24 protein-coding genes are annotated in these 24,262 nt (G+C 62.6%); 18 read left to right on the forward strand and 6 right to left on the reverse strand.

Annotated elements, in window-relative coordinates:
* Nucleotides 1-576 precede the first annotated feature (576 nt).
* Nucleotides 577-1,641 (forward strand): glycosyltransferase family 4 protein, encoded by a 1,065-nt coding sequence (locus HV711_RS15915; RefSeq protein ID WP_013589959.1) that lies wholly within the window; start codon nucleotides 577-579, stop codon nucleotides 1,639-1,641.
* Nucleotides 1,642-1,982: 341 nt separating this feature from the next.
* Here HV711_RS15915 and HV711_RS15920 read toward each other — a convergent pair whose 3' ends face one another.
* Entirely contained in the window at nucleotides 1,983-2,285 is a 303-nt protein-coding gene (locus tag HV711_RS15920) for an H-NS histone family protein (protein ID WP_006050891.1), read from the reverse strand.
* A 294-nt stretch (nucleotides 2,286-2,579) separates the two neighbouring features.
* Between HV711_RS15920 and aqpZ the strand changes: the two genes are divergently transcribed.
* Together aqpZ and HV711_RS15930 are read left to right on the forward strand one after the other, a co-directional pair.
* A complete protein-coding gene (gene aqpZ, locus HV711_RS15925; RefSeq protein WP_035476260.1) occupies nucleotides 2,580-3,320 on the forward strand; it encodes an aquaporin Z in 741 nt (246 codons plus the stop codon).
* 506 nt (nucleotides 3,321-3,826) lie between these two features.
* Entirely contained in the window at nucleotides 3,827-4,147 is a 321-nt protein-coding gene (locus HV711_RS15930; RefSeq protein ID WP_035476257.1) for a PXPV repeat protein, read from the forward strand.
* A 115-nt stretch (nucleotides 4,148-4,262) separates the two neighbouring features.
* On the opposite strand, the gene HV711_RS15935 is transcribed toward HV711_RS15930, so the two are convergent.
* Together HV711_RS15935 and HV711_RS15940 are read right to left on the reverse strand one after the other, a co-directional pair.
* Nucleotides 4,263-5,084: a Cof-type HAD-IIB family hydrolase gene (locus HV711_RS15935; RefSeq protein ID WP_035476254.1), complete on the reverse strand. Its 822-nt coding sequence runs from the start codon at nucleotides 5,082-5,084 to the stop codon at nucleotides 4,263-4,265.
* 163 nt (nucleotides 5,085-5,247) lie between these two features.
* A complete protein-coding gene (locus tag HV711_RS15940; RefSeq protein ID WP_035476251.1) occupies nucleotides 5,248-6,138 on the reverse strand; it encodes a glucosamine kinase nucleotide-binding domain-containing protein in 891 nt (296 codons plus the stop codon).
* 101 nt (nucleotides 6,139-6,239) lie between these two features.
* On the opposite strand from HV711_RS15940, the gene HV711_RS15945 reads away from it, so the two are divergent.
* Both HV711_RS15945 and HV711_RS15950 read left to right on the forward strand, forming a co-directional pair.
* Entirely contained in the window at nucleotides 6,240-6,872 is a 633-nt protein-coding gene (locus tag HV711_RS15945) for a DNA-3-methyladenine glycosylase I (protein ID WP_051223882.1), read from the forward strand.
* A gap of 348 nt (nucleotides 6,873-7,220) precedes the next feature.
* Nucleotides 7,221-7,646 (forward strand): hypothetical protein, encoded by a 426-nt coding sequence (locus tag HV711_RS15950; protein WP_013589965.1) that lies wholly within the window; start codon nucleotides 7,221-7,223, stop codon nucleotides 7,644-7,646.
* Nucleotides 7,647-7,847: 201 nt separating this feature from the next.
* Here the strand turns inward: HV711_RS15950 and rpsU are convergent, their stop codons facing one another.
* Both rpsU and HV711_RS15960 read right to left on the reverse strand, forming a co-directional pair.
* Nucleotides 7,848-8,060: a 30S ribosomal protein S21 gene (gene rpsU, locus HV711_RS15955; protein ID WP_006050883.1), complete on the reverse strand. Its 213-nt coding sequence runs from the start codon at nucleotides 8,058-8,060 to the stop codon at nucleotides 7,848-7,850.
* Between the two features lie 360 nt (nucleotides 8,061-8,420).
* On the reverse strand, nucleotides 8,421-9,362 hold the full coding sequence (locus tag HV711_RS15960; RefSeq protein ID WP_035476247.1) for an aldo/keto reductase: 942 nt from the start codon (nucleotides 9,360-9,362) through the stop codon (nucleotides 8,421-8,423).
* A 265-nt stretch (nucleotides 9,363-9,627) separates the two neighbouring features.
* On the opposite strand from HV711_RS15960, the gene HV711_RS15965 reads away from it, so the two are divergent.
* The 13 genes from HV711_RS15965 to HV711_RS16025 all read left to right on the forward strand — a co-directional run bounded on the left by HV711_RS15965 (nucleotide 9,628) and on the right by HV711_RS16025 (nucleotide 22,793).
* Nucleotides 9,628-10,773: a flagellin gene (locus HV711_RS15965; RefSeq protein ID WP_028361450.1), complete on the forward strand. Its 1,146-nt coding sequence runs from the start codon at nucleotides 9,628-9,630 to the stop codon at nucleotides 10,771-10,773.
* Between the two features lie 156 nt (nucleotides 10,774-10,929).
* Nucleotides 10,930-12,435 carry a flagellar filament capping protein FliD gene (gene fliD, locus HV711_RS15970; protein WP_015004031.1) on the forward strand — a complete coding sequence of 502 codons (1,506 nt, stop codon included), beginning with the start codon at nucleotides 10,930-10,932 and terminating at the stop codon, nucleotides 12,433-12,435.
* A 3-nt stretch (nucleotides 12,436-12,438) separates the two neighbouring features.
* Nucleotides 12,439-12,753 carry a flagellar protein FliT gene (fliT, locus tag HV711_RS15975; RefSeq protein WP_015004032.1) on the forward strand — a complete coding sequence of 105 codons (315 nt, stop codon included), beginning with the start codon at nucleotides 12,439-12,441 and terminating at the stop codon, nucleotides 12,751-12,753.
* A 275-nt stretch (nucleotides 12,754-13,028) separates the two neighbouring features.
* Nucleotides 13,029-15,392: a tetratricopeptide repeat protein gene (locus tag HV711_RS15980; RefSeq protein ID WP_035476245.1), complete on the forward strand. Its 2,364-nt coding sequence runs from the start codon at nucleotides 13,029-13,031 to the stop codon at nucleotides 15,390-15,392.
* On the forward strand, nucleotides 15,389-16,540 hold the full coding sequence (locus HV711_RS15985; protein ID WP_015004034.1) for a DegT/DnrJ/EryC1/StrS family aminotransferase: 1,152 nt from the start codon (nucleotides 15,389-15,391) through the stop codon (nucleotides 16,538-16,540). Before HV711_RS15980 ends, HV711_RS15985 begins: the two co-directional genes overlap by 4 nt.
* Nucleotides 16,537-17,577 (forward strand): ketoacyl-ACP synthase III, encoded by a 1,041-nt coding sequence (locus tag HV711_RS15990; RefSeq protein WP_035476242.1) that lies wholly within the window; start codon nucleotides 16,537-16,539, stop codon nucleotides 17,575-17,577. Before HV711_RS15985 ends, HV711_RS15990 begins: the two co-directional genes overlap by 4 nt.
* Nucleotides 17,578-17,588: 11 nt before the next feature.
* Nucleotides 17,589-17,816 (forward strand): acyl carrier protein, encoded by a 228-nt coding sequence (locus HV711_RS15995; RefSeq protein WP_015004036.1) that lies wholly within the window; start codon nucleotides 17,589-17,591, stop codon nucleotides 17,814-17,816.
* A gap of 10 nt (nucleotides 17,817-17,826) precedes the next feature.
* Nucleotides 17,827-18,891, forward strand: coding sequence for a ketoacyl-ACP synthase III (locus tag HV711_RS16000; RefSeq protein ID WP_015004037.1), 1,065 nt, complete (start codon nucleotides 17,827-17,829; stop codon nucleotides 18,889-18,891).
* A complete protein-coding gene (locus tag HV711_RS16005; RefSeq protein ID WP_035476240.1) occupies nucleotides 18,888-19,652 on the forward strand; it encodes an SDR family NAD(P)-dependent oxidoreductase in 765 nt (254 codons plus the stop codon). Before HV711_RS16000 ends, HV711_RS16005 begins: the two co-directional genes overlap by 4 nt.
* Nucleotides 19,652-20,284 carry an acetyltransferase gene (locus tag HV711_RS16010; RefSeq protein ID WP_028361445.1) on the forward strand — a complete coding sequence of 211 codons (633 nt, stop codon included), beginning with the start codon at nucleotides 19,652-19,654 and terminating at the stop codon, nucleotides 20,282-20,284. Before HV711_RS16005 ends, HV711_RS16010 begins: the two co-directional genes overlap by 1 nt.
* 1 nt (nucleotide 20,285) lies before the next feature.
* Nucleotides 20,286-21,377 (forward strand): aromatic ring-hydroxylating oxygenase subunit alpha, encoded by a 1,092-nt coding sequence (locus HV711_RS16015; protein WP_028361444.1) that lies wholly within the window; start codon nucleotides 20,286-20,288, stop codon nucleotides 21,375-21,377.
* A gap of 24 nt (nucleotides 21,378-21,401) precedes the next feature.
* On the forward strand, nucleotides 21,402-21,980 hold the full coding sequence (locus tag HV711_RS16020) for a class I SAM-dependent methyltransferase (protein WP_035476238.1): 579 nt from the start codon (nucleotides 21,402-21,404) through the stop codon (nucleotides 21,978-21,980).
* Between the two features lie 9 nt (nucleotides 21,981-21,989).
* On the forward strand, nucleotides 21,990-22,793 hold the full coding sequence (locus HV711_RS16025; protein WP_028361443.1) for a phytanoyl-CoA dioxygenase family protein: 804 nt from the start codon (nucleotides 21,990-21,992) through the stop codon (nucleotides 22,791-22,793).
* Between the two features lie 173 nt (nucleotides 22,794-22,966).
* Here the strand turns inward: HV711_RS16025 and HV711_RS16030 are convergent, their stop codons facing one another.
* Nucleotides 22,967-23,977 (reverse strand): sodium:calcium antiporter, encoded by a 1,011-nt coding sequence (locus tag HV711_RS16030; protein WP_035476237.1) that lies wholly within the window; start codon nucleotides 23,975-23,977, stop codon nucleotides 22,967-22,969.
* Between the last annotated feature and the right edge of the window lie 285 nt (nucleotides 23,978-24,262).

The following is a 24,262-nucleotide window of genomic DNA, read 5'->3' on the forward strand; positions in this document are numbered from 1 at the left end:
GGACAGACACCCAGCTTATTTGACGGATTAATCCGTCATTCGTGTAGGAGTTTTTCCTACATTGTTGACTTCGCGGGAGGGAATTGAACTGCGCAGCGTCCGCGCTGGGACGGGTTATGCGGTGACCCGAGCCGGCGGCGTCGGTGAACCAAACGGTGAGTTTTCCGAACGCATGCGTCGCACCGTGCAACGGTGAGCCGAATTATAAGGGGTTTTCACCACTGCGTAATATTTTGTGTGAAGCGGAATTGATGTGAAGCGGGCGCGCCGCTTGCTGCTCACAAGCGCGGCGTTTTCCGTATCGCCCGCCTAGCGGACGAAGCCCCGCGTCGTGCGGCCTCCGCGTCTTGCGAAGGCCCGTGTAACGGTCCCTGTTTCGCGCTGTAACAACATTAAGCGTTTGAAAAATAACTCGAATTGCCGCGGCCGATCCCGATAATGATGCTAAGGGATAACCCGATGCAGGTTCGGAGCACCCCCGGGCGGCGGCTCACCGCGCCCAACCGTCCGTCAGGCATTCGCTCCCCGCTCGACCCGAGCGCTGCCGTGCGAAGCCGTATCCAACAGGAGAAACGCATGCGAATCGCACAAATTGCGCCACTGTATGAAGCCGTCCCGCCGAAACTGTACGGTGGCACCGAACGTGTCGTGTCCTATCTGACCGAAGCCTTGGTCGACGAAGGCCATGACGTCACGCTGTTTGCGAGCGGCGACTCGGTGACGTCCGCGAAGCTCGACGCGTGCTGGCCTCGTGCGCTGCGGCTCGACCCCACGATTCGCGACGCGCTGGCCCCCCATGTCCTGATGATGGAAAAGGTGCGCCGCGTCGCGCACGAGTTCGACGTGCTGCACTTCCATCTCGACTACATGCCGTTCCCGCTGTTCTCGACCATGGACACGCCGTTCGTGACCACGCTGCACGGCCGCCTCGATCTGCCGGAGCTCCAGCCGGTGTTCGACGCGTTCCCGGGCGCGCCGGTCATCTCGATTTCGGATTCGCAGCGCGTGCCGTTGCCGCAGGCGAATTTTCTGAACACGATCTATCACGGTCTGCCGGAACAGTTGCTCACGCCTCAGGCGGACAAGAAGCCGGAATACCTCGCGTTCCTCGGCCGTATTTGTCCTGAAAAGCGCGTGGACACCGCCATCAAGATCGCGGCGCAAAGCGGTTTGCCGCTGAAGATCGCCGCCAAGGTGGACAAGGCCGACCAGGATTACTTCAAGCGCGAGATCGAGCCGCTGCTGTCGCAAGCGCACGTGGAGTTCGTCGGCGAAATCAACGAGGCGCAGAAGCCGGCGTTTCTGTCGGGCGCCAAGGCGCTGCTGTTCCCGATCGACTGGTCCGAGCCGTTTGGGCTCGTCATGATCGAGTCGATGGCGTGCGGCACGCCGGTGATCGCATTCAACCGCGGGTCGGTGCCGGAAGTGATCGACCATGGCGTGACCGGCTATATCGTCGAGGACGTGCAGGGCGCGGTGGCCGCGCTGCAACGCCTGGATGAACTGTCGCGCGCGGAAATCCGGGCGCAGTTCGAGCGCCGCTTCAGCTCGAAGACGATGGCGCGAAACTACGTGGACGCCTATTCGGCGCTGATCGAAGCCACGCGCCGCCCGATTCTTCGCCAGGTCGCGGTGGGTTAAGGGCAGTGGAGCGCGGTCAAGGGGCGGCGAACGCCGCGCCGCCTCTTCCGCCTCTTATGCGCGCGACGCTTTAAACAAGCCGGCGGCGTGGTGCGATACACACGGGTTCACTCCGCATACGCTTTCCGATTCGCGCACCGCGCGCAGACATTTTTTCCCTGTGAATCGTTTGCGCGAACAGCAAGCCGGACTTATCGCGCTTCTTTTACAGAAAAGCCGCCTTGCCCATGCAGCTTTTTTAATGGCGACGCGGATGCGCCTGCATGTCCGATTAGTACAGTCCGCTAAACCCGGACTCCCGCTCGTCCTTCAATCCGCTTTCGCGCCCACTTGCGAACTACTCAGCTCGCGCCAATCAAAAAGCGTTCACGGTTCTTGCCGACGATCCACTTGGGAGGTTTGCCGCGGCCGCTCCAGGTATTACCTGTTTTCGGGTCCTGGTATTTAGCCGGCAGCGGCGCCTTCTTGGGCGGGCGCCCGCGTTTGGCGGCGACTGCAAAGCCGAGGTCCTGGGCAGTCAGGCCGTATTCGGCGATTTTTTGGCGGATGTCGGCTATCACATTGTCGATTTCCGTGCGGCGGGCTTCTTCTGCTTGTGCCTGCAATTTGGCGATCTGCGCCTTGAGGTCTGCATATTGAGACATTCCGGTTCTCCCCTTTAGAACTCATTCGCCTCGCAGACTAACTGCAATTATAAAAATTCGCAATGGATAACAATACCGATTTAGGAAGCTATCTTCTGATAATTATTAAAGCTGGGTGAATTGTAAAACGGCTTTATCGCGGAATAATCGGTAAAAAACGGGCTGCATTGACAATTCTTGACACTCGATTGGCGACTCTTTCCCTAGAATTGGGCGTTCACAGGCACACGCGCAGGTTAGCTGTGCGCCCTGCCCCTGTGCTTCCAGGCATCAACTATTTTAGGATTACCAATCATGCAGTTGTCAAAGCGCCTCGCCGCCGAGCTGTTCGGCACTTTCTGGCTCGTGCTCGGGGGCTGCGGCAGCGCGGTTCTCGCGGCGAACTTCGCGGGCCCGGTGCACGGTCTCGGCATAGGCTTCGTCGGCGTGTCGTTTGCCTTCGGACTCACCGTACTGACCATGGCCTATGCGATCGGCCACATTTCCGGCTGTCATCTGAACCCGGCGGTGAGCGTCGGCCTGACCGTGGCCGGGCGCTTTCCGGCTCGCGACCTCTTGCCATACGTCATCGCGCAGGTGGTGGGCGCCGTGCTGGGCGCAGCGGTGCTGGCGCTCATCGCGTCGGGCAAGCCCGGCTTTGAGCTGGTTGCGAGCGGCTTTGCCAGCAACGGTTACGGCGAGCGCTCGCCGGGCCATTACTCGCTCGCCGCGGCGTTCGTCTGCGAGGCGGTCATGACGGGCTTCTTCCTGTTCGTCATTCTCGGCGCGACCGACAAGCGCGCGCCGGCCGGTTTCGCCCCCATCGCCATTGGGCTGTGTCTGACCTTGATTCACCTAGTTTCCATTCCGGTCACGAACACGTCGGTGAATCCGGCGCGCTCCACGGGTCCGGCGCTCTTCGTCGGCGGCGCCGCGGTGGATCAGTTGTGGCTCTTCTGGATCGCGCCGATTATCGGCGCCGTGGTCGCGGGCGTGCTGTATCCGCTAATCGCGGAAAGCCGCGGCGGCAGCGCGCAGAAACTTGCGCTCGACTAATGGCGGCGGGTTGACCGGAGGATCAAAGGCGGGCGCTGAGGCGCCCGCTTTGTTTTGGCGCGGCGCACTCGTCCGCCGCGGCGTAGGGGCGGCGTTCTCCGCGTTGCGCGTACCGTTGCCCTTCAGTCGTTGGGTGCACGCTTCCGGTTAGGCTGAGGTGCCTGCGGTGTCCGCATCGCGCGAGGCCAAGGCAGTGAACTTGATTATTTCCGTTATACAGATGTAAGCCGCGATTACGCGCCGCGGACCTCGACGCGGCTTCCGCCCAGTGCCACGACAGCACCGGCGCCGCCCGACTCGCCCCGCACCGCGCTGCGACAGGCTTTTCCCGAAAACCGCGCGACTTAGGCATCGCACCGCGCGACAACGCCGCCCTGCGCCAACCCTGCGACGATGCTTGCAGTCCGTAACATCTAGTCGCAGTACCGGCCCGGCGGAATGCGTAGATTGGACCTGTGCGACAAACATACGTCGCTTCACGAGCAGGTCTCTCGCAGGAGAAAAACATGAAACGCATCGTCACTCAATTGCTGGTTGCCGCGGGCCTTGCAGCAGGCGCATGTGGTTTCGCGCAAGCCCATACGGACCTGAACATCGGCCTGTCGCTCGGGACACCGGTCTACACGCGACCCGCGCCCGTGTACGCGGCACCGCAACCGGTGTATTACGGTAACGGCGGCTGGGACCATCGCTACGATCGCGGCGACTACTATCGCGGCTACCACCGTTATGAGCGCGGCTGGGACCGCAATGACCGCCATTGGGGCTACGATGACCGCGGCGGCCGCGGCGACCATGGCGACCGCCGTGGCGGTTGGCGCGATTGAGCCGGCGCCCGCAAGACCGGGCCTTGCCGAAGACCAAGTGCCATATGAGCCGGCCCGCCGTTGCGTTAAACAACTGCGGGCCGATTTTCTTCAAACGATAGGCCGTGCTGGCGCGTCAGGCCATCAGTTCGTCGTCGAGTGAAAAGAGCTTGCGCAAGTGGTGCGCGACGCCCGCCTCGAAGTTATTGCCAATGCGCGGCACGTTCGGCAGCCGCGTCATCAGGTCGGGATTCGCGTTGTTCATCATGAACGGATGCCCGGCCGTTTCGAGCAGGTCGATATCGTTCATGTTGTCGCCGAAAGCCACGCAGTGCGCGGCGTCCACGCCCACGCGCCCGAGCACGATTTGCAGCGCGCGCCCCTTCGAGACATTCGACGTCATCACTTCAAGGCAGTCGGGCAGCGAGTAGGTCACATAGAGCGCGTCGCCGAATTCGCGCGCGAGATTCGCGGCGACCTGCGCGAGATCCGCCGGGTCGCCAATGTAAAGAACCTTGGCAATGTCCGCGCCGTCATGCGCGAGCAGTTCGGCCACCTCGTAGGTGAAGCCCGAGTCCTGATGAAACTTGAGCAACTCGGGCGCATCGCGGTCGATCAGCCACGCCTGATCGGCGAACAGGTTGACGATCACGCGACGGTGCGCGCCGACAATCTCCGGTTGCACGAGGCGTTGTACGACGGCGGGCGGCAAATCGTCCGCGTGGATCACCGTGTTGTCAGGCGCATGGATGCGCGCGCCGTTCGACGTAATCAGATACGGCTTGATGCCGAGAATGTCGCGAATACCGGCTACGTCGCAGAAGTGACGGCCCGTGGCAATCACGAATTGCACGCCGTCACTTTCCAGCTTGCGCACGGTGGCGACCGTGAACGGGTCGACCTGGTGGTCGGCATTGAGCAGCGTGCCGTCGAGATCCGTGGCGATGACTTTATACATGGTGAAGTGGCGGGCAGCGTCGAAGACAGTATTTTACCGTCGATGGCGCGACGCACCGGAGCGCTTTCCGCGCGGTGGCTTGCACGAGGCGCGCTATGCCGGCCGTTTTGCTATCTATATTGAGCCCCCGCCTGCGCCCGGCAGGCGCCGCGCGACCCTCCACTCAAGCCTCGCCCGCGAGTCGCGCGGCTTCGCGTTGCGCCAGTTGCAAAGCGCCGTGCGCGGAGTCCGCCAAGGGCTCGCGCAAGCGCGGCTGGTGCGCGTGCGGCACGTACTCGCGCAAGGGCGCGCCAAGGCCGCCGCACAACGCAACGGGCAGGGTCGCCGATGGATCGAGCGCCGCGATCATCTTGCCGATTTCAACGCCCGCCTCGCCGAGCAGCCGCGCGGCAAAAGGATGCGCGCGATGCGCGATCAGAACCCGCGCAAGGCTCGCGTACGCCGTCTGATTCGCCTCGCAAAGCCACGCGACGAGCTCATCGCGATCGCGCGCGCCGACGTGGGCGAGGAGCGCCTGCGCGAAATCGTCGTTCGGGCCGCGCCCGTCGAGCGCGTGTTGTGCATGGACAATGGCGCGCACGCCGAGCCAGGCTCCGCTCGCTTCGTCGCCCGACGGAAAACCGTAGCCGCTGACCATGCGGCATTCGCCGCCGTCGCGGTCTGCCGCCGCGCCGACGCTGCCTGTGCCGAGCGCCACGATCACACCGCAGGCGCCGCCGTGCGCGCCGAGCAGCGTGGTGTAGGCGTCGCTTTCCACGGCAAGACCCGCGAGGGCCGGCGCTTGCGCACGGAACGCCGCGAGCCAGTCGCGATTGTTCACGCCCGCCAGCCCGCAGCCCAGCACGCAGCGCGACCAGTCGAACGCGGCGCCGGCTTGCGAGAATGCGTCCGCGCAGGCGGCCGCGATAGCCCGCCATGCACGTTTGACGCCAAGTCCCAGGCCCGACGGCCCGCTCGCCGCCTGCGCCAGCTCGCGCCCCTGTGCGTCGGCGAGCACGATTCGCGTGCCGGTACCGCCGCCGTCCACGCCGATCAGAAAGAGGTCAGTGTTCATCGATTCAGATGCGTTGGCTGGGAAATGTGCATAGCGTGGCAGGTCTGTTTCGATCCCGCAATTGGCCGAACGGCTAGCTTGCGGCGCCGATCCGATCCGCTATGCTGGCGAGCAACATCACAACGGGGAGCGCGCAATTGGCACAGCGATGCAACTGGGTATCGAGCGAGGCGCTCGCACACTATCACGACACCGAATGGGGCGTGCCGTCGCGCGACGACCAGCACCTCTTTGAAATGCTGGTGCTGGAAGGCTCGCAAGCCGGCCTGTCGTGGTCCACCATTCTGAACAAGCGAGCGGGCTACCGGCGTGCGTTTGCCGACTTCGACATCGACAAGGTGGCGCGCTTCACGCCGAAGCAGGTTGACGCGCTGGTCGCGGACGAAAGTATCGTGCGCCATCGCGGCAAGATCGAAGCCGCCATTACCAACGCGCGCGCCGTGCAGCAGATTCAGGCGGAGCACGGGTCGTTCGCCAACTTCATCTGGTCTTTCGTCGACAACACGCCCATCCAGAACGAATGGGCGTCGTACAAGAGTGCGCCGGCATCCACAGAAGTGTCGGACGCGCTCAGCAAAGCGCTGAAACGCTACGGCTGCAAGTTCGTGGGCTCGACCATCTGTTATGCATTCATGCAGGCGGTCGGCATGGTCAACGACCACGAGACAACTTGCATGTGCCGCGCACGCTGCGCGGCGCTGGGCAAGAAGACCCGCTCTCGCAAAGCGGGTTGAGCCGGATGCGCTAAAAACGGGCGCACCGGCCCGCTTTGCGATGGGCGAGCAAGTCAGCTCAGCTCGCGCTATCTTCGCGCGCCGGCTTCGAGCCGCTATGGGGTAAAGCCCTGCTGCGCTGGCCGCCGAATCCGGCCGTTATACAGATCAAGAGCGCTGGACAAGAGTGACAACGCCACGGCGTTCGCTGCCGCGAGCCTGCGAGAAGCTCGCCGCAGACAGCGCGCAAACCCTGGAATTGAAGGCGTTTCGCCATGCTAGTCGGGGTTTCGCCGACAAAGCCAGGCGGGATACTGGAACCGGGCGCTCAACAACGAGTAACGACCGCGTGGCATAGCGAGACCAACCATGAAAACTCTCACCTTCCTCACCCATCAGGACATTTTCGACCAGGCCGTCGGTCATCTTTTCGGGCAAAAGCGCGCCGCTCTGTTGCCGCGCGGGGGCGGCGCCTACCGCGGCTACTGCGGCGGCTGCCCCGTCGGCAATTTCATCAAGCTGCGCGACTATATGACGGCCATGGAAGGCGTGCCCGTGCGCTACGTCGGCAAGACGCCGGTCGCGGCGCCCGCCTATATGGATGCCGGCATCGCCGCGCTCCGCAAAGCGCTGCTGCGCTCGCGCATCAATGTGTACGATCAGGCCACCGTCGACCTGCTCAGCTGCCTGCAAAATGTGCACGACGTGTTCGGCACGTGGGAGTGGAACGAGCGCTTGAACTCGATTGCGCGCCAGTTCGGGCTGTCCGCGCACAAATTGCAAAACGCGGCTTGACGACAGCCGGGGCGCGGCGCCGCCGTGCCGCCCGCTCCGACATGCCGGAAAACCGGCACCCAAAACCTGCACCCAATACGCGCCGAGCGTCCATGAGCGGCCACGACCGCCAAAGCGCAGCCCAGAACGCACATAACAAAACGGCGGTGTGGCTTCTTTCGAAGCTCACACCGCCGTTCTGATCGTGCGGAAAAAGCGTGCTTAGTGCAGCTTCTTCGGCAGCATTTGGCTGCGCAGGCGCTTGTGCAGACGCTTCACAGCGGCAGCCTTCTTGCGCTTACGTGCCGTGGTCGGCTTTTCGTACGATTGGCGCTCACGCAGTTCTGCGATCAGGCCGTTCTTTTCGATGGCGCGACGAAAGCGGCGAATCGCCACTTCGAACGGCTCGTTTTCCTTCAGAAGAATCGTCGTCATGTAATTCCTAACTCAATCACTTGATAGGGTTAATTGCGTGGCGGCAGACCGCTCACGCGCCGGCCCTCCGGTCGTTTCGATTCATGGCCAGTAACAGGCAAACGCGGGCAAAACCCGGCCAAACCACGAATGAAACGAGAGGCAAAGCGGCCACGGAGGCCGGAAAAGAGAGGTGGGGAGCTCACCGCGGAACGCGGACAGACGTATTGCAAAAGCCGCGCCTGCTGCCGTTTCGCCAACCTTTCATCAACGAGAAACCGGTGACGAAACAGGCAAAGATCTCAATTCACTCCCGATCATATCAGGAAACTCTCCATCGTACCAGGGGTTTAGGGATTACGCCAGGCCATCCGGAGCGGTTCAGGCGCTGGCATCGTCCAGTTCGCGGATGTCCGCGCCCGTGAGCGTGAGATGAACGGCGGCGACGAGGCTCTCCAGTTGCCGCAGCGAGGTGGCGCTCGCGATCGGCGCCGCCACGCTCGGCCGCGCGATGAGCCACGCCAGCGCGACGCTCGCGGGCGTGCTGGCGTGGCGCGCGGCCACCCGGTCCAGCGCGCCGAGGATTCTCAAACCGCGCTCGTTCAGATATTTCTCCACGCGCCCCGCCCGCGCTTTGCCAGCAAGATCTTCCTTGGAACGATACTTCCCGGAGAGAAATCCGCTCGCCAGACTCCAATATACGACCACTCCGAGCTGATGGGCGAGCGCAACGGGCTCGATATCGGTTTCATAGCCGGCCCGGTCGTAGAGGTTGTATTCCGGCTGCAACACCTGATACGCGGGCAAGCCATGCCGGCGCGCAAGCGCCAGCGCCTCCTCCACCCGCGCGCCGCTGTAGTTCGACGCGCCGATCACTCGCACCTTGCCCGCCTCGATGAGCCGCTGATAAGCGCCGAGCGTCTCGGCAAGCGGCGTTGCGCTGTCGTCGTCGTGGGAAAAGTAGATGTCGATGTAGTCGGTTTGCAGGCGCCGCAGCGAATCTTCCACGGCCGCCTGGATATTGGCGGCCGAGAGCCCCTTTCGCCTGGGATGCTTCGACACTTTCGTCGCCAGCACGACCCTGTCGCGCTTGCCGCTCTTCCTGAACCACTTGCCGATGACGGTCTCCGACTCGCCGCCCTGACTGCCGGGCGCCCAAGCGGAGTAGACGTCGGCGGTATCGATGAAGTCGAGCCCGGTGTCGACGAAGGCATCCAGGATCGAAAAGGAAGTGGTTTCGTCAGCGGTCCAGCCGAATACATTGCCGCCGAACATTAGCGGCGCGACTTGCAATTGCGAGTGCCCAATGCGGCGTTTCCGCATGATTTCTCCGGGCTTTATCTGAAGAGAAAAAGAGAATACGCCGCCTTTCCAAATCCCGCAGCCCACTCGGCGGACCCCGCGTGAACCGTTGTCCGGCGCGGGCGGCGAGCCTTCTCTCGCGAACTGATCGGGTCCCGATTACAGAAAGTTCCTCAAGTTTTTTTTAGGGGCGCCGTCAACCTTCACTGAGGCGGCCAGCAATGAACGAAGCTTCCGCCGATGCCAATGTGGCGTATTGGGCTCAGGCTTATTTAGGAGATTTTCCATGCTCGGAATCAATAGCAATATCAACTCGCTGGTTGCACAGCAGAACCTCAACGGCTCGCAAAGCGCCCTGTCGCAAGCTATCACCCGTCTGTCGTCGGGCAAGCGCATCAACAGCGCGGCTGACGATGCAGCAGGTCTCGCCATCTCGACGCGTATGCAGAGCCAGATCAACGGCCTGAACCAGGGCGTGTCGAATGCAAACGATGGCGTGTCGATGATCCAGACCGCATCGAGCGCATTGTCGTCGCTGACTTCCAGCCTGCAGCGTATCCGCCAGCTGGCCGTGCAAGCGTCCACCGGTTCGCTGTCGTCGAGCGACCAGGCCGCACTGCAGAAGGAAGTGTCGGCGCAGATCGCTGAAGTGAACCGTATCGCGTCGCAAACGACGTATAACGGCACGAACATTCTGGACGGCTCGGCAGGCAGCGTGTCGTTCCAGGTCGGCGCGAACGTCGGTCAGACGATCAGCCTCGACCTGAGCCAATCGATGTCGGCAGGCAAGATCGGTGGCGGTCTCGTGCAAACGGGTCAAACGGTTGGCACGATCGCCGTCAGCCTCTCGGCAACCGGCGCATACACCAGCTCGGGCGCAACGATCACGTCGATCAATGTGCTGTCGGACGGCAAGGGTGGCTACACCTTCACCGACCAGAACAACACCGCGATCACGTCGGGCGTGGCAAATGCGATCTTCAGCGCAGGCACGGCAGCGGGCACCGGCACCGCCGTCACGTCGCTGGCACTGAGCTCGGCAGCACTGCCGACGACCGGCGCAGCATCGTCGGCAGCAATCGCAGCGGTCAACCAGATCAACGCGATCAACGCACCGCCCACGGTTTCGGGCCTCGACATCAGCACGGTCACGGGCGCGAACCAGGCGATGGTCTCCATCGACAACGCGTTGCAGACGGTCAACACGCTGCAAGCTGCACTCGGCGCGGCGCAAAACCGCTTCTCTTCGATCGCAACGTCGCAGCAAGCCGAATCGACCGACCTGTCGTCGGCACAATCGCAAATCACGGATGCCAACTTCGCACAAGAAACGGCAAACCTGAGCAAGGCGCAAGTGCTGCAGCAAGCCGGTATCTCGGTCCTGGCGCAAGCTAACTCCAACCCGCAGCAAGTTCTCAAGCTCCTGCAGTAAGAGCCGCCGCGGTAAAGGCGATGCGCCCTGCGCAAGCGGGCGCATCGCCAGATTCAAAACGACGGGAGGCATGCCTCCCGCCGTGCGTTTCCGCCTTCCAATGATGTAGCATCGCGCAGCATCTGATACAGATTTCCGACGCCGGGAGCATTCTGCATGTCCACGATCTCAACTTCGTCTTCCACGGCTAGCGCCAACGCCGCGCTGCAGTCGGCCGCTCAATCGATTATCAGCGGCTCGACGGGCAATTCGTCCATGGACGTCTCGACGCTCGTCACAGCACTCGTGAACGCGAAGATCGCCGGACAAACCGCGGCTCTTACGGCAAAACAGACTACCGACAACACGACGCTCTCCGCCTACGGCGCGCTGAGTTCCGCGCTAAGCGCGTTGCAGTCTGGCATAGCCAGCCTGGCGAACGGCACCACGCTGAGCACCTTCTCGGCGACGGCGACCGGTACCGGGCTGACCGCGACGGCCGGTGTCGGCGCCGTGGCCGGCACCTACTCAGTCAACGTCACGCAGATTGCGAGCTCGCAAGCCCTGTCGTCGGCAGCCTTCGGCGCCACGACGCAACTGGGCACCGGCACGCTGTCCATCTCGCTCGGCGGCAAGTCGATGGACATCAACGTCGACAGCAGCAACAACACGCTTTCCGGCATTGCCGCGGCAATCAACGCAAACAGCAGCAACCCGGGCGTGACGGCAACGATCGTCACCGGCACGGACGGCGCGCACCTCGTGCTGCGTGCCGCCAACACCGGCGCGGCCAACGTCATCAACGTCTCGACCAGCAACATCACCACTGACAACGGCTTGTCGAGCCTCGGTGTCACCTCGACTGCGAGCACGACGGGCGGCACGTCGACGATCGTGTCGGCGAATTCGAGCCAGGCCTGGACGCAAAGCGGCTACGCGCAGGACGCCGAGTTCACGGTCGGCGGCATCGCGGCGAGCAGCTCGAGCAATTCCGTCACCACCGCGATTGCGGGCGTGACGATGAACCTGACCACCGCAGCAGCCGGCACCACGCAGACGCTGACCATTGCGCAGGACACCACCGCGCAGAACACCGCCATCACCAATTTCGTGAGCCTCTACAACACCGTCGTGACGACGATGTCGACGCTCACGTCCTACACGGCCGGCGCCTCGTCGCAAGGCGCATTGCTGGGGGATTCGACGCTCCAGACGATCAAGAACACGCTGGCCACGATCGTCGGCGGTTCGGTCGGCTCGGGCAGCGCCGGCGCCACGTTGGCGGCGATCGGTATAACGCTGAAGGACGATCCCGCCGACGGCACCCTGGTGGTCAACAATAGCGCGCTGAACACGGCGCTGACGAGCAGTCCGGCCACGGTCGCGTCGCTCTTTAACTCGACCAACGGTATCGCCCAGCAACTGAACAGCAGCATCACCACATTCACGCAGAAAGGCGGCATCATCGACACGCGCAACACCGCGCTGAATGCCGACCTCGCCAGCATCACCAAGCAGCAGTCCTCGCTCGCCGACTACACGACGCAGTTGACGAACCAGTACCAGGCGCAGTTCACCGCCCTGAACACGCTGATGGCGACCATGAACAACAACTCGCAATACCTGACCGCGCTATTCGGCGGCACGAACAGCGCGGGCGCGCTGGCGAGCAACAAGGGCTAAACCATGACGGCGCATAACCTGAACCAGATGGAACTGGTCGAACGCGTGTTGTCCATTACGCGGCAGATCCAGCAGGCGGCCGCACTTGCGGACTGGCCAGAAGCGGCGCGTCTGACGGAACTGCGCTCGCCGCTGCTCATGTCGCTTACTGCGGACGAGACGCCTGCGACGCTCGACAAGATCCGCCAGATTCAGGCCATCGACGCAGCGCTGCTCGCCGACGCCGCACTCACGCAACAGGAACTGCACGAGGAATTCGAAGCGGCGATGGGCCGCACCAGAGCGGCCGGCGAGTACCAGCGCATGGCCAGCCTGTAAAACACGGCCCCATACGGCCTGACACAAAGCCGGGCGCTGCCGCGCCCCCCGCAAAGCCGGTTTCCCCGGCCAACCCGACAATAACAAGAAGTCCGCACCGAAGTGAGGTGCGCTCGCTTCCTCAGCCCGCCTCGCGCGGGCTTTTTTCTTGCCTGGCGGGTTTCCGCGCCCCCGCCCATACGCTAAACAGACGGCCTTTTCACCGTCATCTCCGCGCATCGGAAAGCTGTGCTCCGCAGCACAATTTCTTCCATAGACGATTCTGCGCCGAGACCATGACTCTCCTGTACGAACAGCCATCTGCTGAAATTCTGACGCCCGAGCAGCAACTCGAGCGGGACATTGCGCTCGTGTTGCAAACCGCGCTGGAGCACCATCACAAGGGCGAGTTCGACGATGCGCAAGCGCTCTATCGCGCCATTCTCGACGCGAAGCCGAATCACGCCGACGTCATGTACAACCTGGGCGTGCTGCTTGGCCAGGTCGCGCAGGCGGCAGACGCGTTGCCGCTGTTCGAGCAATGTCTCGGCCTGCAACCGCACAACGGCCAGTATTGGGCGGCTTACATTAGCGGCTTGATCGACGCGGGCGAAACCGCGGCCGCGTGGCTCGCTTTGGAGATGGGCCAGAAGCAGGGTCTGAAGGGGCCGGCGGTGGACGGCCTGATCGTTCGCATGGCGAACCCGGGCCTGACGGTGCAGACGGTCCCGGTAGCAACGGAAAAACCGCAGTCCCCGGAAGCCGAGCCGCCGCAAGAGACGCCGGCCGCCAAAACCAGCATCGCTGCGGGCCGCCGCATCAGCCAGCAGGAAACCAGCCGCTTCACGTCGCTGTACAACAAAGGCAATATCGCCGAGGCCGTGAAGCTCGGCGAGTCGCTGACCCAGCGTTTCCCTGCCGACGGCAACTCATGGCGCTGGCTCGGCATCGCGCTGCACCGTCAGGGCCGCTACGACGATGCGCTCCCGCCATTGCGCAAAGCTGCCGAACTGAACCCCGAGGAGCTGGAAACCCGCACTGTACTCGCGGATACCCTGCGCCTGAAAAACATGCTGGCGGAGGCAGAGCGGGAATGCCGTGCAATCGTCGCAATCAATGCGGACAGCGCCGAGGCACAACGTATCCTCGGCATAGCGCTGGTTCACCAGGGACAGGTGGCCGAAGGCCTCGCCGCCGCTCGCCGGGCAATTGAAATTGCGCCCAACAACGCGTCGGTGCACAGCTCGCTTGGCGTGCTGCAGCTCGATCTCGGCCTAGTTCAGGAAGCCGAGGAATCGTTTCGCACCGCTTTGCAAAAAGATCCGAAAGACGCGATTGCGGCGAACAACTATCTGTTCGCACTCTCGCACAACCCGACGATCGACCACGACACGCTGTTCGCCGAGCACACCGGTTTCGCGCGTCAACATGAAGACCCTGTGCGCTCGCAATGGCCAAACCATGCGAACAAGCGTTCGCCGGATCGCAAGCTGAAAATCGGCTTCGTTTCAGGCGACCTGTTCCGGCACGCCGTGGCGTCGTACCTGCTGCCTATCCTCGAGCATCTCGCAAAGGACGATAGCCTGTCGCTGCACGTGTACAACAACCACGTCCTCGAAGACGACTACACGCAAGCGTTGCGCGCTTGCGCCGACACGTGGCAGCAGATCACCGGCATGCCAGACGCGCAACTGGCCAACAAGATCCGCGACGAACGCATCGACATTCTGTTCGATCTGTCCGGACACACGGGCCGCAACCGTCTGCTGACTTTCGTGCGCAAGCCGGCGCCGATCCAGGTGACGTGGATGGGCTATCCGGGCACCACGGGCCTCAGCGCAATGGACTACTACCTCGTGGACAAATACGGTGTCCCGTTCGGCGCGCCGGAAAGTCAGTTCTCCGAGAAGATCGTGCATCTGCCTTCGAGCGCGACGTTCCTGCCCGAGAAGAGTGCGCCGCCCGTCAACTTTTTGCCGGCGATGCATAACGGTCACATCACCTTCGGCAGCTTCAACCGTCTGAACAAGCTGCGCCGCGACGTGATCGCGCTGTGGGCGGAGCTGCTGCGCGCGCTGCCGGACGCAAAAATGCTGCTCGGCGCGATCGCCACTGATCAGGACGAACAGATGCTGATCGACTGGTTCACCGCGGAAGGCATCGACCGTGAGCGCCTCACCTTCCGCCGCCGTTCGAGCATTCCGGTGTATCTGCAACAGCACTTCCACGTCGACATCTGTCTCGACACCTTCCCGTACACGGGTTCCACCACGGTGCTCAACTCGCTGTGGATGGGCGTGCCGACGCTGACCATCGCAGGCAGCACGCTGGCGAGCCGCGCTGGCACCACGTGGATGTCACATGTCGGTCTGGAACAGTTCGTTGTGGCAAACAAGGAAGAATTCGTCGCGCGCGGCGTAGCGCTAGCGTCCGACATTCCCGCACTCGCCGAAATCCGCATGAGCCTGCGTGAACGCTGCGCTGCGTCAGCGGCATTCCGCCCGGATGTGGTCGCCGCGGGCGTCTCGCGCGCGCTGCGCATCATGTGGCAACGGTGGTGCGCCGGCGAGTCGGCCGCCGCCTTCGAAGTTTCGATGGACGACCTCAGCGGCGCGCTCAATCGGTCGCCGGTGTTGTCAGATAAAGGAGACACCAAGTGAACGCACCTTTGCCGCTGCGCGTGGTCGAGCCGCAGGCCGATGAGCGAATCTACGTCACCCAGCCTCATCTTGCGCCGCTGGAAGAGTTCATCCCTTATTTGCGCCAGATCTGGGACAGCAAGGTACTCACCAACGGCGGCCCGTTTCACCAGCAGTTCGAAAACGAACTGTGCAAGTATCTCGGCGTGCGGCATCTTTCGCTGTTCACGAACGGCACGCTCGCGCTCCTCACCGCGCTTCAGGCGTTGCGCGTGACGGGCGAAGTGATCACGACGCCCTACTCGTTCGTCGCGACCGCGCATTCGCTCGTGTGGAACGGCATCAAACCGGTATTCGTCGACGTCGATCCGGACACGCTGAACCTCGATCCCGCGAAGATCGAAGCCGCCATCACACCGCAGACCACCGCCATCATGCCGGTGCATTGTTACGGCAAGCCGTGTAACGTCGAGGCCATCCAGAAGATCGCCGACAACTACAACCTGAAGGTGATCTACGACGCCGCGCACGCATTCGGCGTGCAGACCGACACGGGGAGCGTGCTCGAATATGGCGATCTGGCGGTGCTGAGCTTTCATGCCACGAAGGTCTTCAACACCTTCGAAGGCGGCGCGATCATTTGCCAGGACGCGAAGACCAAGCAGCGCATCGACCACCTCAAGAACTTCGGTTTCGTCGACGAAGTGACCGTGGTCGCATCGGGCATCAACGGCAAGATGAGCGAAATCAATGCCGCGTTCGGCCTGTTGCAGCTGCAGCACATCGACGAAGCACTGGCGCGCCGCGCGCAGATCGACGCGGTTTATCGCGAGCGGCTTCGCGACATTCCCGGCATTCGCTGCCTGCCGAAAGGCGGCGAAAAGGTAGCGAACCATTCGTACTTTCCGATTCTGGTCGGCCCGGAATTCCCGGTGAGCCGCGACGTGCTGTACCAGAAGTTCCGCGACCACGACATCTACGCGCGCCGCTACTTCTACCCGCTGATTTCCGATTTTCCGATCTATCGCGGGCTTCCGTCCGCGCGCCGGGAAAATCTGCCTGTCGCACATGCGGCCGCGCAGCAAGTGCTGTGTCTGCCGATTTTCCCGGCACTCACCGACGGCATGCTCGATCGCATCGTCGGCATTATCGCGGACTGCCGGTCATGACGTCCCCGGTTCAATCGAGCGGGGTGCAGGCGCGCATTCTCGATATCGCCGGGTATCTGCCGCAGCAGATCCTGACGAACGATGAACTTGCCGCGCTTTATCCCGAATGGTCGGCGGACAAGATTCTCGCCAAGACCGGCATTCGCGAGCGGCATATTGCAGCGGCCGGACAAACCGCTGCGGACCTCGCCTACGAAGCGGCACGCAATCTCTTCGCCCAGAACGCGGTGAGCGCAGAGGACGTCGATTTCGTGATTCTGTGCACGCAGGCGCCCGACTATGTGCTGCCGACTTCCGCCTGCCTGTTGCAGGACCGGCTTGGCATTGCGACTCGCGCGGGCGCGCTCGACATCAATCTCGGTTGCTCCGGCTATGTGTATGGGCTTTCGCTCGCCAAGGGCCTCGTCGAAACCGGCGCCGCGCGGTGCGTGCTGCTGCTGACCGCCGACACCTATTCGAAATACATCCATCCGCTCGACAGGAGCGTGCGCACCCTGTTCGGCGACGGCGCGAGTGCGACGGCGATCGTCGGCTCGACAGACGGCAGCGGGTCGATCGGCCCATTCGTGTTCGGCACCGACGGCCGCGGCGCTGACAACCTGATCGTGAAGGCGGGATTGTTCCGCGAGCCGAAAAGCGTCGCCAGCGCAATCGAGAAAGAAGACGCCTCCGGCAATGTCCGCACCGACGAGCATCTGTATATGAACGGCGCGGAGGTGATGGCGTTCTCGCTTGCGGAAGTGCCCAAGGCCGCGACGTCGCTGCTCGAAAAGGCCGGCATGGACCGCGAGGACATCGACTTCTTCGTGCTGCATCAGGCCAACCGTTTCATGCTCGAAGCGCTGCGCAAGAAAATGAAGATACCGGAGAGCAGATTTCCGATCGTCATGGAGCAATGCGGCAACACCGTGTCATCGACCGTACCGCTCGCGCTGAAACAGATGCAGGACGACGGCATGCTGCGGCACGGCAGCCGATTGATGTTGTTGGGCTTTGGCGTCGGCTACTCATGGGCCGGCTGCCTTGTCAATTACTAGTAGGAGCAGACATGGAACACTTTTACGAAGGCATGGCCGAAATTCTCGAGATCGACGCAAGCATCGTTACGCCGGAGCTCGATTTGCACGAACACAACTGGGATTCGCTCGCGGTGGTGTCGACGATTGCACTCGTCGACGACTGCTTCAGCGTGATGCTGAGCGGCCAGGCGCTGAACAACTGCAACACCATTGCCGACATCGAAGCGCTGATCAGCACTGCGAAGAAGGCTGCCTGAGGAGTCAAGCATGAGTTCGCCGGACTTCGTCGCAGGCCGCGAGTTACACACGCAATCCGCCCGCATTGCGGGTGTGGTGTCGTGCGTGCCGTCACAGCAGGTGGATAACGACCACTTTGCGGAAAGGTTTGATGCGTCGGCCGTCCGTGATGTCGTCAAGATGATTGGTGTGAACCGGCGCCGTTGGGCAGACGCGCAAACGAGCGCTGGCGACCTGTGCCGCAAGGCCGGGGAAACATTGCTTGCCGGGCTCGGCTGGCAGGCGGACTCCATCGACGCGCTGATCTTCGTTTCGCAAACGCCCGACTATCGCCTGCCCGGCACCGCCTTTGCGTTGCAGGCCGATTTGGGCTTGCCGGTTTCGTGCCTCGCGTTGGATATCAACCTGGGCTGCTCCGGCTACCCGCAGGCGCTGTGGCTCGGCATGAACCTGATCCAGACCGGCGCGGCAAAACGCGTTCTGCTGGCGGTAGGCGACACCATCAGCAAGCTGGTCGATCCGGCGGATCGCTCCACCGCGCTGCTGTTCGGCGACGCTGGCACGATGACGGCGCTGGAGGCGTCGGCGGGCGATGCCCCCGCGCACTTCATCATCGGCGCGGACGGCCGGGGCGTGCGTAATCTGATTGTGCCCGCCGGCGGCTTCAAGCCTTACGACACAACCGCCGACGAACGCATGGCGGGCAAATCGGCGGAATGCCTGTTCATGGACGGCGGCGAAATCTTCAATTTCACGCTCAATGCAGTGCCGAAGCTCGTAGCGCGCACGCTCGAGATTGCCGGCCGCGACAAGGCAACTTACGACGCGTTTCTGTTCCATCAGGCAAACCTGTTCATGCTCAAGCATCTGAGCAAGAAGGCGGGACTGCCGGCCGAGCGCGTTCCGACCAATATCGGTGAATACGGCAATACGAGCTGCGCGTCGATTCCGCTCCTCATGACGACCGAGTTGAAAAACCGTCTGAAAGAAGAAGCGCTGCATCTCGGCATGTTCGGCTTTGGCGTCGGTTATTCGTGGGCATCGGCGGCGCTTCAGGTCGGGCCGCTCGCTATCGTGGACACCATCGAAACATGACTCTCTTCGCAAAAGACTGCCTCGCCGGTGGCCTCTTCCTGGTCACTGGCGCGTCGTCCGGCATTGGCCGGGCGAGCGCGACGCTGATCGCGAGCCTGGGCGGGCGTGTGATTGCCGCTGGGCGCGACGAGGCTCGTCTTCAGGCGACGCTCGCCGGCCTCGAAGGAAGTGGTCACGCCACGGCCGCCGTATCGCTCACTGACGCCGATCAGACCGCCGACTGGGTCAGCCAGCTCGCGCAGACACACGGCACGTTTGCCGGCGTGTTCCATGCCGCCGGCGTCGAGTTGATCCGTCCAGCCAAGCTCACGAAACAGGACCAACTGGAACAGGTGTTCGGCAGCAGTGTTTATGCGGGGTTTGGCATTGCTCGCGCGGCCAGCAAGAAAGATGTGATCGCGAATGGCGGCTCGCTGGTTTTCATGTCGTCGGTGGCGGGATCGACCGGCCAGGCCGGGATGACGGCCTATTCCGCAGCCAAGGCGGCTATCGACGGAATGGTTCGCTCGCTCGCCTGCGAAATGGCTCCGCGCAAGATTCGCGTCAACTCGATCGCGGCCGGGGCGGTCCGCACCGCCATGCACGACCGCCTGACAGGCGGCAGCCCCGACGAAGCGCTGGCCGCTTACGAAAAGAGCCATCTGCTCGGTTTCGGCGAAGCGGGCGACGTTGCGCAGTCCGCGCTCTTCCTGCTGAGCGGCGCGAGCCGCTGGATCACCGGCACGACGCTCGTCGTCGACGGCGGATACAAGGTGCGGTGATGACGAAGCGATTGATCGTGGCCGGCTGCGGCGCCTTTGCACGCGAGCTGATCAACTGGGCGCAAGACGCGGCGGACGCCGACAGCGGCCCTGCCATCAGCGCTTTTCTCGACGTCAGCCCGGCCGCGCTCGAAGGTTATCCGTACCAACTGGAATGGCGTGGCGACATCGACGACTATTGCGCGCGGGACGGCGAAACCGTCGTGGTCGCAGTCGGCGATCCGGCAGCCCGGCGCGACGTGGTTACGCGTCTGCGCGCACGCGGCGCCGTCTTCGCGACGCTCGTGCATCCCCGCGCTGTCGTCGCGCGTTCCGCCGTATTGGGCGAAGGCGTGGTGGTATGTCCTCAGGCGGTGATCTCGGCTGACGCCCAGGTGGGCGACTTCGTCGCGATCAACGTGATGTCGAGCGTCGGCCATGACGTCAAGCTTGGCGCCTACTCGACGCTCAGTTCGCACGTCGATCTGACCGGTTATGTGCAAACCGGCGAAGGCGTGTTCTTCGGCAGCGGCGCCAAGATCCTGCCCAAGGTCAGGATCGGCGCGCGCGCGAAGGTAGGCGCCGGCGCGATCGTCATGCGCTCCGTACCGGAAGACGCCGTCGTGTACGCCGCTCCCGCGAGGAGGCTGTGAGATGACACTGGACCGGCTCCTGTTCGATGAATACTGGCATCTGGCCTGTCATCGCCGCGAGCTTGCCAATGACGGCGATTTCATCAAATTCGACGGCGTGTCCGGCGAAGTCGTGATCTTCAACGATAGGGGCGAACTCGTCGCGTTCGACAATATCTGTCCTCACCGCGGTGCGCGGATCTACACGGACGCGCACGGCAATCGCCCCGCCACCTGCGGCTATCACGGCTGGACCTATAGAAATGGCACCGTCATCGTGCCGCAAAGGCAACGCTTCAAGGCGTGCGACATCGACCGGGCACGCTTCAAGACTTTAAAGGTGGAGTGGTGCGGCGATTTCGTGTTCTTCGCCGTCAGCCCGCGCATGGGCTTGTATGAGCAGTTGGGAAAGACGGCTGAAATTCTCGAGAACATTTCGTTCAATGTGGATCGCCGCGTGGACGTGAACCGTTACGACTACGAATGCTATTGGCCGCTCGCGGTCGAGAACGCGCTCGAGCCGTATCACATCGATGCCGTGCACGCGGAAACGCTTGCCACATTGCAGCTTGCCGACGGCGAAAACGTGTTCGACGGCGCGAACTCGATCTGGTACGCGCCGCTCGGCAATTCGCGCGTGGCTAGCCAATTGGGCCGCCTGCGCAAGCTGTTTAGCATCGACTACCAGTACGAGGGATATATGAGCGTGTATATCTTCCCGTTCACGATGATTTCCTCGACGTACGGCTATTCGTATTCGTTGCAGCACTTCTTCCCGTCCTGCAATGGCGCGGACCGGACGCACTTCACGAGCCGTCTGTATGCGTCCCCTACCGTGAATGCGAATGCCGCACAGATGCTCGGCTCGTTCTTCGAATCCACTATCCGGATGAACCGACAGGTGTTCGAGGAAGACCACGAAGTCTGCAAGCTGCTGCCCAGGGAAAGCTGGTCGAGCAAGGCGCTTCGCTTTCCATCCGATGCGGAGGCAAAGATCGATCATTTCAGGCAATCGTGCCGGGCTGTGAGCGAGGCGCGTGTTGCCGGATTGCACCGGATTCAAACATCAATCGAAGAAGACGCTTCGCCTTACACGGCGCGCACTGTCGATTGAAGCCTATACCAGCGAGAGTTCACCATGGCGACGCCATCAAAGTTCGACAACGACACGTTCCCGCTCACGCGCGAACACATGGATGCCTTCGTGCGGCGGACTGCCGACCGGCTTTCCGAAGAGACAGGCAGGCTACTCGAAGTCGGCCCGCAGGACCGTTCACTGGTGCGCCAGTGCTTCACGAATTTCAGCGTTGATACCTTCGACGTAGTCGACACCTACAAGCCGACAATCGTCGGCGACATCACCAAGGTCAACTCGGCGATTCCGGAAAGCGCCTACGACGTGGTGGTGTGCATGGACGTGATCGAACACACGCTCAATCCATTCGACACCGTCAAAGAGATTCGTCGCATTCTCCGGCACGAAGGCCACCTGATGATTTCCGCGCCGTTGAACTGGCGTATTCACGGACCGTCGCCGGATTGCTGGCGCATTACGGAGCACGGCTGGAACGTTCTGCTGCGCGACTTCGATATTGTGGAAATCGACATTCTCGAATCGCCGGGGCGAGAACTCTTTCCGTTGAAGTATAACGTGCTCGCGAAGTGCAATAAGTTCAAAAACACACAGGATAACGAACTGACGTTCCGGTTCATCTAAAGTGCTGACATGAAAAAAACTCTGGCATCCGTCGAGGCGGTCGTCGATCAGATTGCTTCCGATACATTTAATCCCAGCGTATTCAAAGAGACGGGCGTATTCGTGATGCGCAATGCGATCGCGCCGGCCGTGGTGCAGGAATGGCAAGCCGAATGGCAGGCTTTCTATGATGCCCAGCTCGCCGAAAGCCGCGCCGTGAACAAGGCCAATCCTGTTTCGCTCACGGAGCAGTTGCCGCCGAAGCTAGCCGTCATGTACAAGGAACCGGCTTTCGCCCAGGTCTGCAAGCAGATCTTCGGCGAGCACGTGGCGCTGTACAACCACCGCTTCGTGATAAAAGATAAGTTCAGTCCGAACAAGGTGTTCCTGCATCAGGACAGCTGCTATCACCTCGGCAACCTGAACAAGTGCAGCCTGTTCGTGCCGCTTAGCGAGGTGAACGCGGACAACGGCGGCATGACCTTTTACGCGGGTTCGCACAAGCTCGGTGTGCTCGGCGACGCCGGCGAAATCAATCCTGACAGTTTCGATTTCGAGTGGCCGAAGATCACGCCCGAGTTGAGTCCCGGCGACTTCGTGATCATGAACAGCGCGCTGTGGCACGAGTCCGGCCCGAACGTATCGGGCATTAACCGCATTATGGCCGACACGATCGTGCAGCCGGCGGACGATCCTACTGGCAAGGATCTGCTTTGCGGCGAATGGCAGACAGAGATCTTCTATTCGACGGCGAACTACATCCGCTTTTTTGCGAATTCGCGCGTATTGAAGCTCATCAAGTACGAGAAAGAGCGCGCTGCCGCGGCAGCCTGACGGAGGCTCGCGAGTTCGTCTCCAGAAGCGCCGCCCGGCCTGGCCAAGGGTCATCCGCCGGGCAAGACGCACGACGAAGCACGGCGCCAGTGCAGCGCGGGTACGCGGGCGACGCGCCGGGACGGTGCGGCGCACGGCCGCTGTCGCCACTCGGCGCGCCCATCGAGCGGCGGTCAGCGACTCAACGTGATCGCCAGATAAGTCGCGTAAAGCGCGCCGCACACCAGCAGCGCCCACACCGGCGCGCCCTGCTCGCGCGCATTGAGCCGCAGCCAGGCCGCCGCGGCCAGTGTGATCACGATACCGGTCACGACTTCGATGCGCGGCGTCCATGGCGTGAGCAGAATGCCGATAGCGGGCAACAATGTGCCCTGAAACACCATTGCACCGGTGATGTTGCCGAACGCGAGCGTGTCCTTGCCGCGGCGAATCCACAGGATGCTGTTGACCTTCTCCGGCAATTCGGTCGCGATGGGAATAATCAGCAAGGACAGCAGCAGCGGCGACACGCCGAGCACCTCCGACACGCCCCGCACGCCGTGGATAAAGCCTTCCGCGCCCCACACCAGCAAGGCCACCGCGAGCAGCAGCTGGATCGCGATGGTCGCGAGGTTGGTCGGCACGCCGAGGCGCGCGAGCATCATCTTGCCGGGCGCCTCGGTGCCGTGACCGGCATCGACGAGATCGTTCGACGCGCGAAACGTCGCCACCACATAGGCGACATACACGCCGACGAGCGCCACGCTGAACACCGCGCGCACGATTCGCTGGTCGTGCGGCACATACATGGCGGCGGCGGCCAGCAGGAAGGCGAACAGGAAATAGTTGAGATCGCGCGTGAAGCCGGAGCGTTCCGGTCTGACGCGCCCGGCGAGACCGCGCGAGCGCAGCACCGCGAGCGTCATCAGAAAGGTGGACAGCGTGGAAAGCATCAACGGCGCACCGAGGATGGCACCGACACCGATTTCCTCATTGGCGGCATGGTCGGCGGTCCCGCCGACAATCGCGATCAGCGGCACCAGCGTCTCCGGCAACGCCGTGCCGACCGCCGCAAAGAGCGAACCGGTGACGCCTTCGGAGATCTTGAGCCGCTCGCCGAGATGTTCGAGCGCGTTGGTGAAAAGCTCGGCCGCCACGAGAATGACGACGAGCATGGCGGCCAGTTCGAGGAGAAGACCGGTCATGCGCGGCTCCGTGCATCGACGGTAGATGCGCGGCGCGGAAGAGCGCGCGAGAGGCTGGGGAAGGGAAAGCGGGTTTTGACAGCTTGAGGTTTCACAGCGGCTCCCAGGTCGGACGTAAGACGAACCATGACGCACCGCCACCCGTCCGACCAGAACGAAGCTGTGCGCCAATGGTGTTACGTCCCGGTCTATTTGAGGATCGGCATCCCGCGCTATTCGAGATGAAACGAAACGGGTTGTCTCGCGCTGCGATAGAAGTGCACATGATGAAGCAAGGCGCGGGAC

It is taken from the genome of Paraburkholderia phenoliruptrix, from assembly GCF_902859825.1.
GTDB lineage: Bacteria > Pseudomonadota > Gammaproteobacteria > Burkholderiales > Burkholderiaceae > Paraburkholderia > Paraburkholderia phenoliruptrix.

What these genes read in the sequence shown, in the direction of transcription:
- HV711_RS16010 (WP_028361445.1), top strand. Translation starts at nt 19,652, where the DNA reads ATGACGAAGCGATTGATCGTGGCCGGCTGCGGCGCCTTTGCACGCGAG.
- HV711_RS15945 (WP_051223882.1), top strand. Translation starts at nt 6,240, where the DNA reads ATGCTGGCGAGCAACATCACAACGGGGAGCGCGCAATTGGCACAGCGA.
- fliT (WP_015004032.1), top strand. Translation starts at nt 12,439, where the DNA reads ATGACGGCGCATAACCTGAACCAGATGGAACTGGTCGAACGCGTGTTG.
- fliD (WP_015004031.1), top strand. Translation starts at nt 10,930, where the DNA reads ATGTCCACGATCTCAACTTCGTCTTCCACGGCTAGCGCCAACGCCGCG.
- HV711_RS16030 (WP_035476237.1), bottom strand. Translation starts at nt 23,977, where the DNA reads ATGACCGGTCTTCTCCTCGAACTGGCCGCCATGCTCGTCGTCATTCTC.
- HV711_RS16000 (WP_015004037.1), top strand. Translation starts at nt 17,827, where the DNA reads ATGAGTTCGCCGGACTTCGTCGCAGGCCGCGAGTTACACACGCAATCC.
- HV711_RS15930 (WP_035476257.1), top strand. Translation starts at nt 3,827, where the DNA reads ATGAAACGCATCGTCACTCAATTGCTGGTTGCCGCGGGCCTTGCAGCA.
- HV711_RS16020 (WP_035476238.1), top strand. Translation starts at nt 21,402, where the DNA reads ATGGCGACGCCATCAAAGTTCGACAACGACACGTTCCCGCTCACGCGC.
- HV711_RS15980 (WP_035476245.1), top strand. Translation starts at nt 13,029, where the DNA reads ATGACTCTCCTGTACGAACAGCCATCTGCTGAAATTCTGACGCCCGAG.
- HV711_RS16015 (WP_028361444.1), top strand. Translation starts at nt 20,286, where the DNA reads ATGACACTGGACCGGCTCCTGTTCGATGAATACTGGCATCTGGCCTGT.
- HV711_RS15990 (WP_035476242.1), top strand. Translation starts at nt 16,537, where the DNA reads ATGACGTCCCCGGTTCAATCGAGCGGGGTGCAGGCGCGCATTCTCGAT.
- aqpZ (WP_035476260.1), top strand. Translation starts at nt 2,580, where the DNA reads ATGCAGTTGTCAAAGCGCCTCGCCGCCGAGCTGTTCGGCACTTTCTGG.
- HV711_RS15915 (WP_013589959.1), top strand. Translation starts at nt 577, where the DNA reads ATGCGAATCGCACAAATTGCGCCACTGTATGAAGCCGTCCCGCCGAAA.
- HV711_RS15995 (WP_015004036.1), top strand. Translation starts at nt 17,589, where the DNA reads ATGGAACACTTTTACGAAGGCATGGCCGAAATTCTCGAGATCGACGCA.
- HV711_RS15935 (WP_035476254.1), bottom strand. Translation starts at nt 5,084, where the DNA reads ATGTATAAAGTCATCGCCACGGATCTCGACGGCACGCTGCTCAATGCC.
- HV711_RS15920 (WP_006050891.1), bottom strand. Translation starts at nt 2,285, where the DNA reads ATGTCTCAATATGCAGACCTCAAGGCGCAGATCGCCAAATTGCAGGCA.
- HV711_RS15950 (WP_013589965.1), top strand. Translation starts at nt 7,221, where the DNA reads ATGAAAACTCTCACCTTCCTCACCCATCAGGACATTTTCGACCAGGCC.
- HV711_RS15960 (WP_035476247.1), bottom strand. Translation starts at nt 9,362, where the DNA reads ATGCGGAAACGCCGCATTGGGCACTCGCAATTGCAAGTCGCGCCGCTA.
- HV711_RS15940 (WP_035476251.1), bottom strand. Translation starts at nt 6,138, where the DNA reads ATGAACACTGACCTCTTTCTGATCGGCGTGGACGGCGGCGGTACCGGC.
- HV711_RS16005 (WP_035476240.1), top strand. Translation starts at nt 18,888, where the DNA reads ATGACTCTCTTCGCAAAAGACTGCCTCGCCGGTGGCCTCTTCCTGGTC.
- rpsU (WP_006050883.1), bottom strand. Translation starts at nt 8,060, where the DNA reads ATGACGACGATTCTTCTGAAGGAAAACGAGCCGTTCGAAGTGGCGATT.
- HV711_RS15965 (WP_028361450.1), top strand. Translation starts at nt 9,628, where the DNA reads ATGCTCGGAATCAATAGCAATATCAACTCGCTGGTTGCACAGCAGAAC.
- HV711_RS16025 (WP_028361443.1), top strand. Translation starts at nt 21,990, where the DNA reads ATGAAAAAAACTCTGGCATCCGTCGAGGCGGTCGTCGATCAGATTGCT.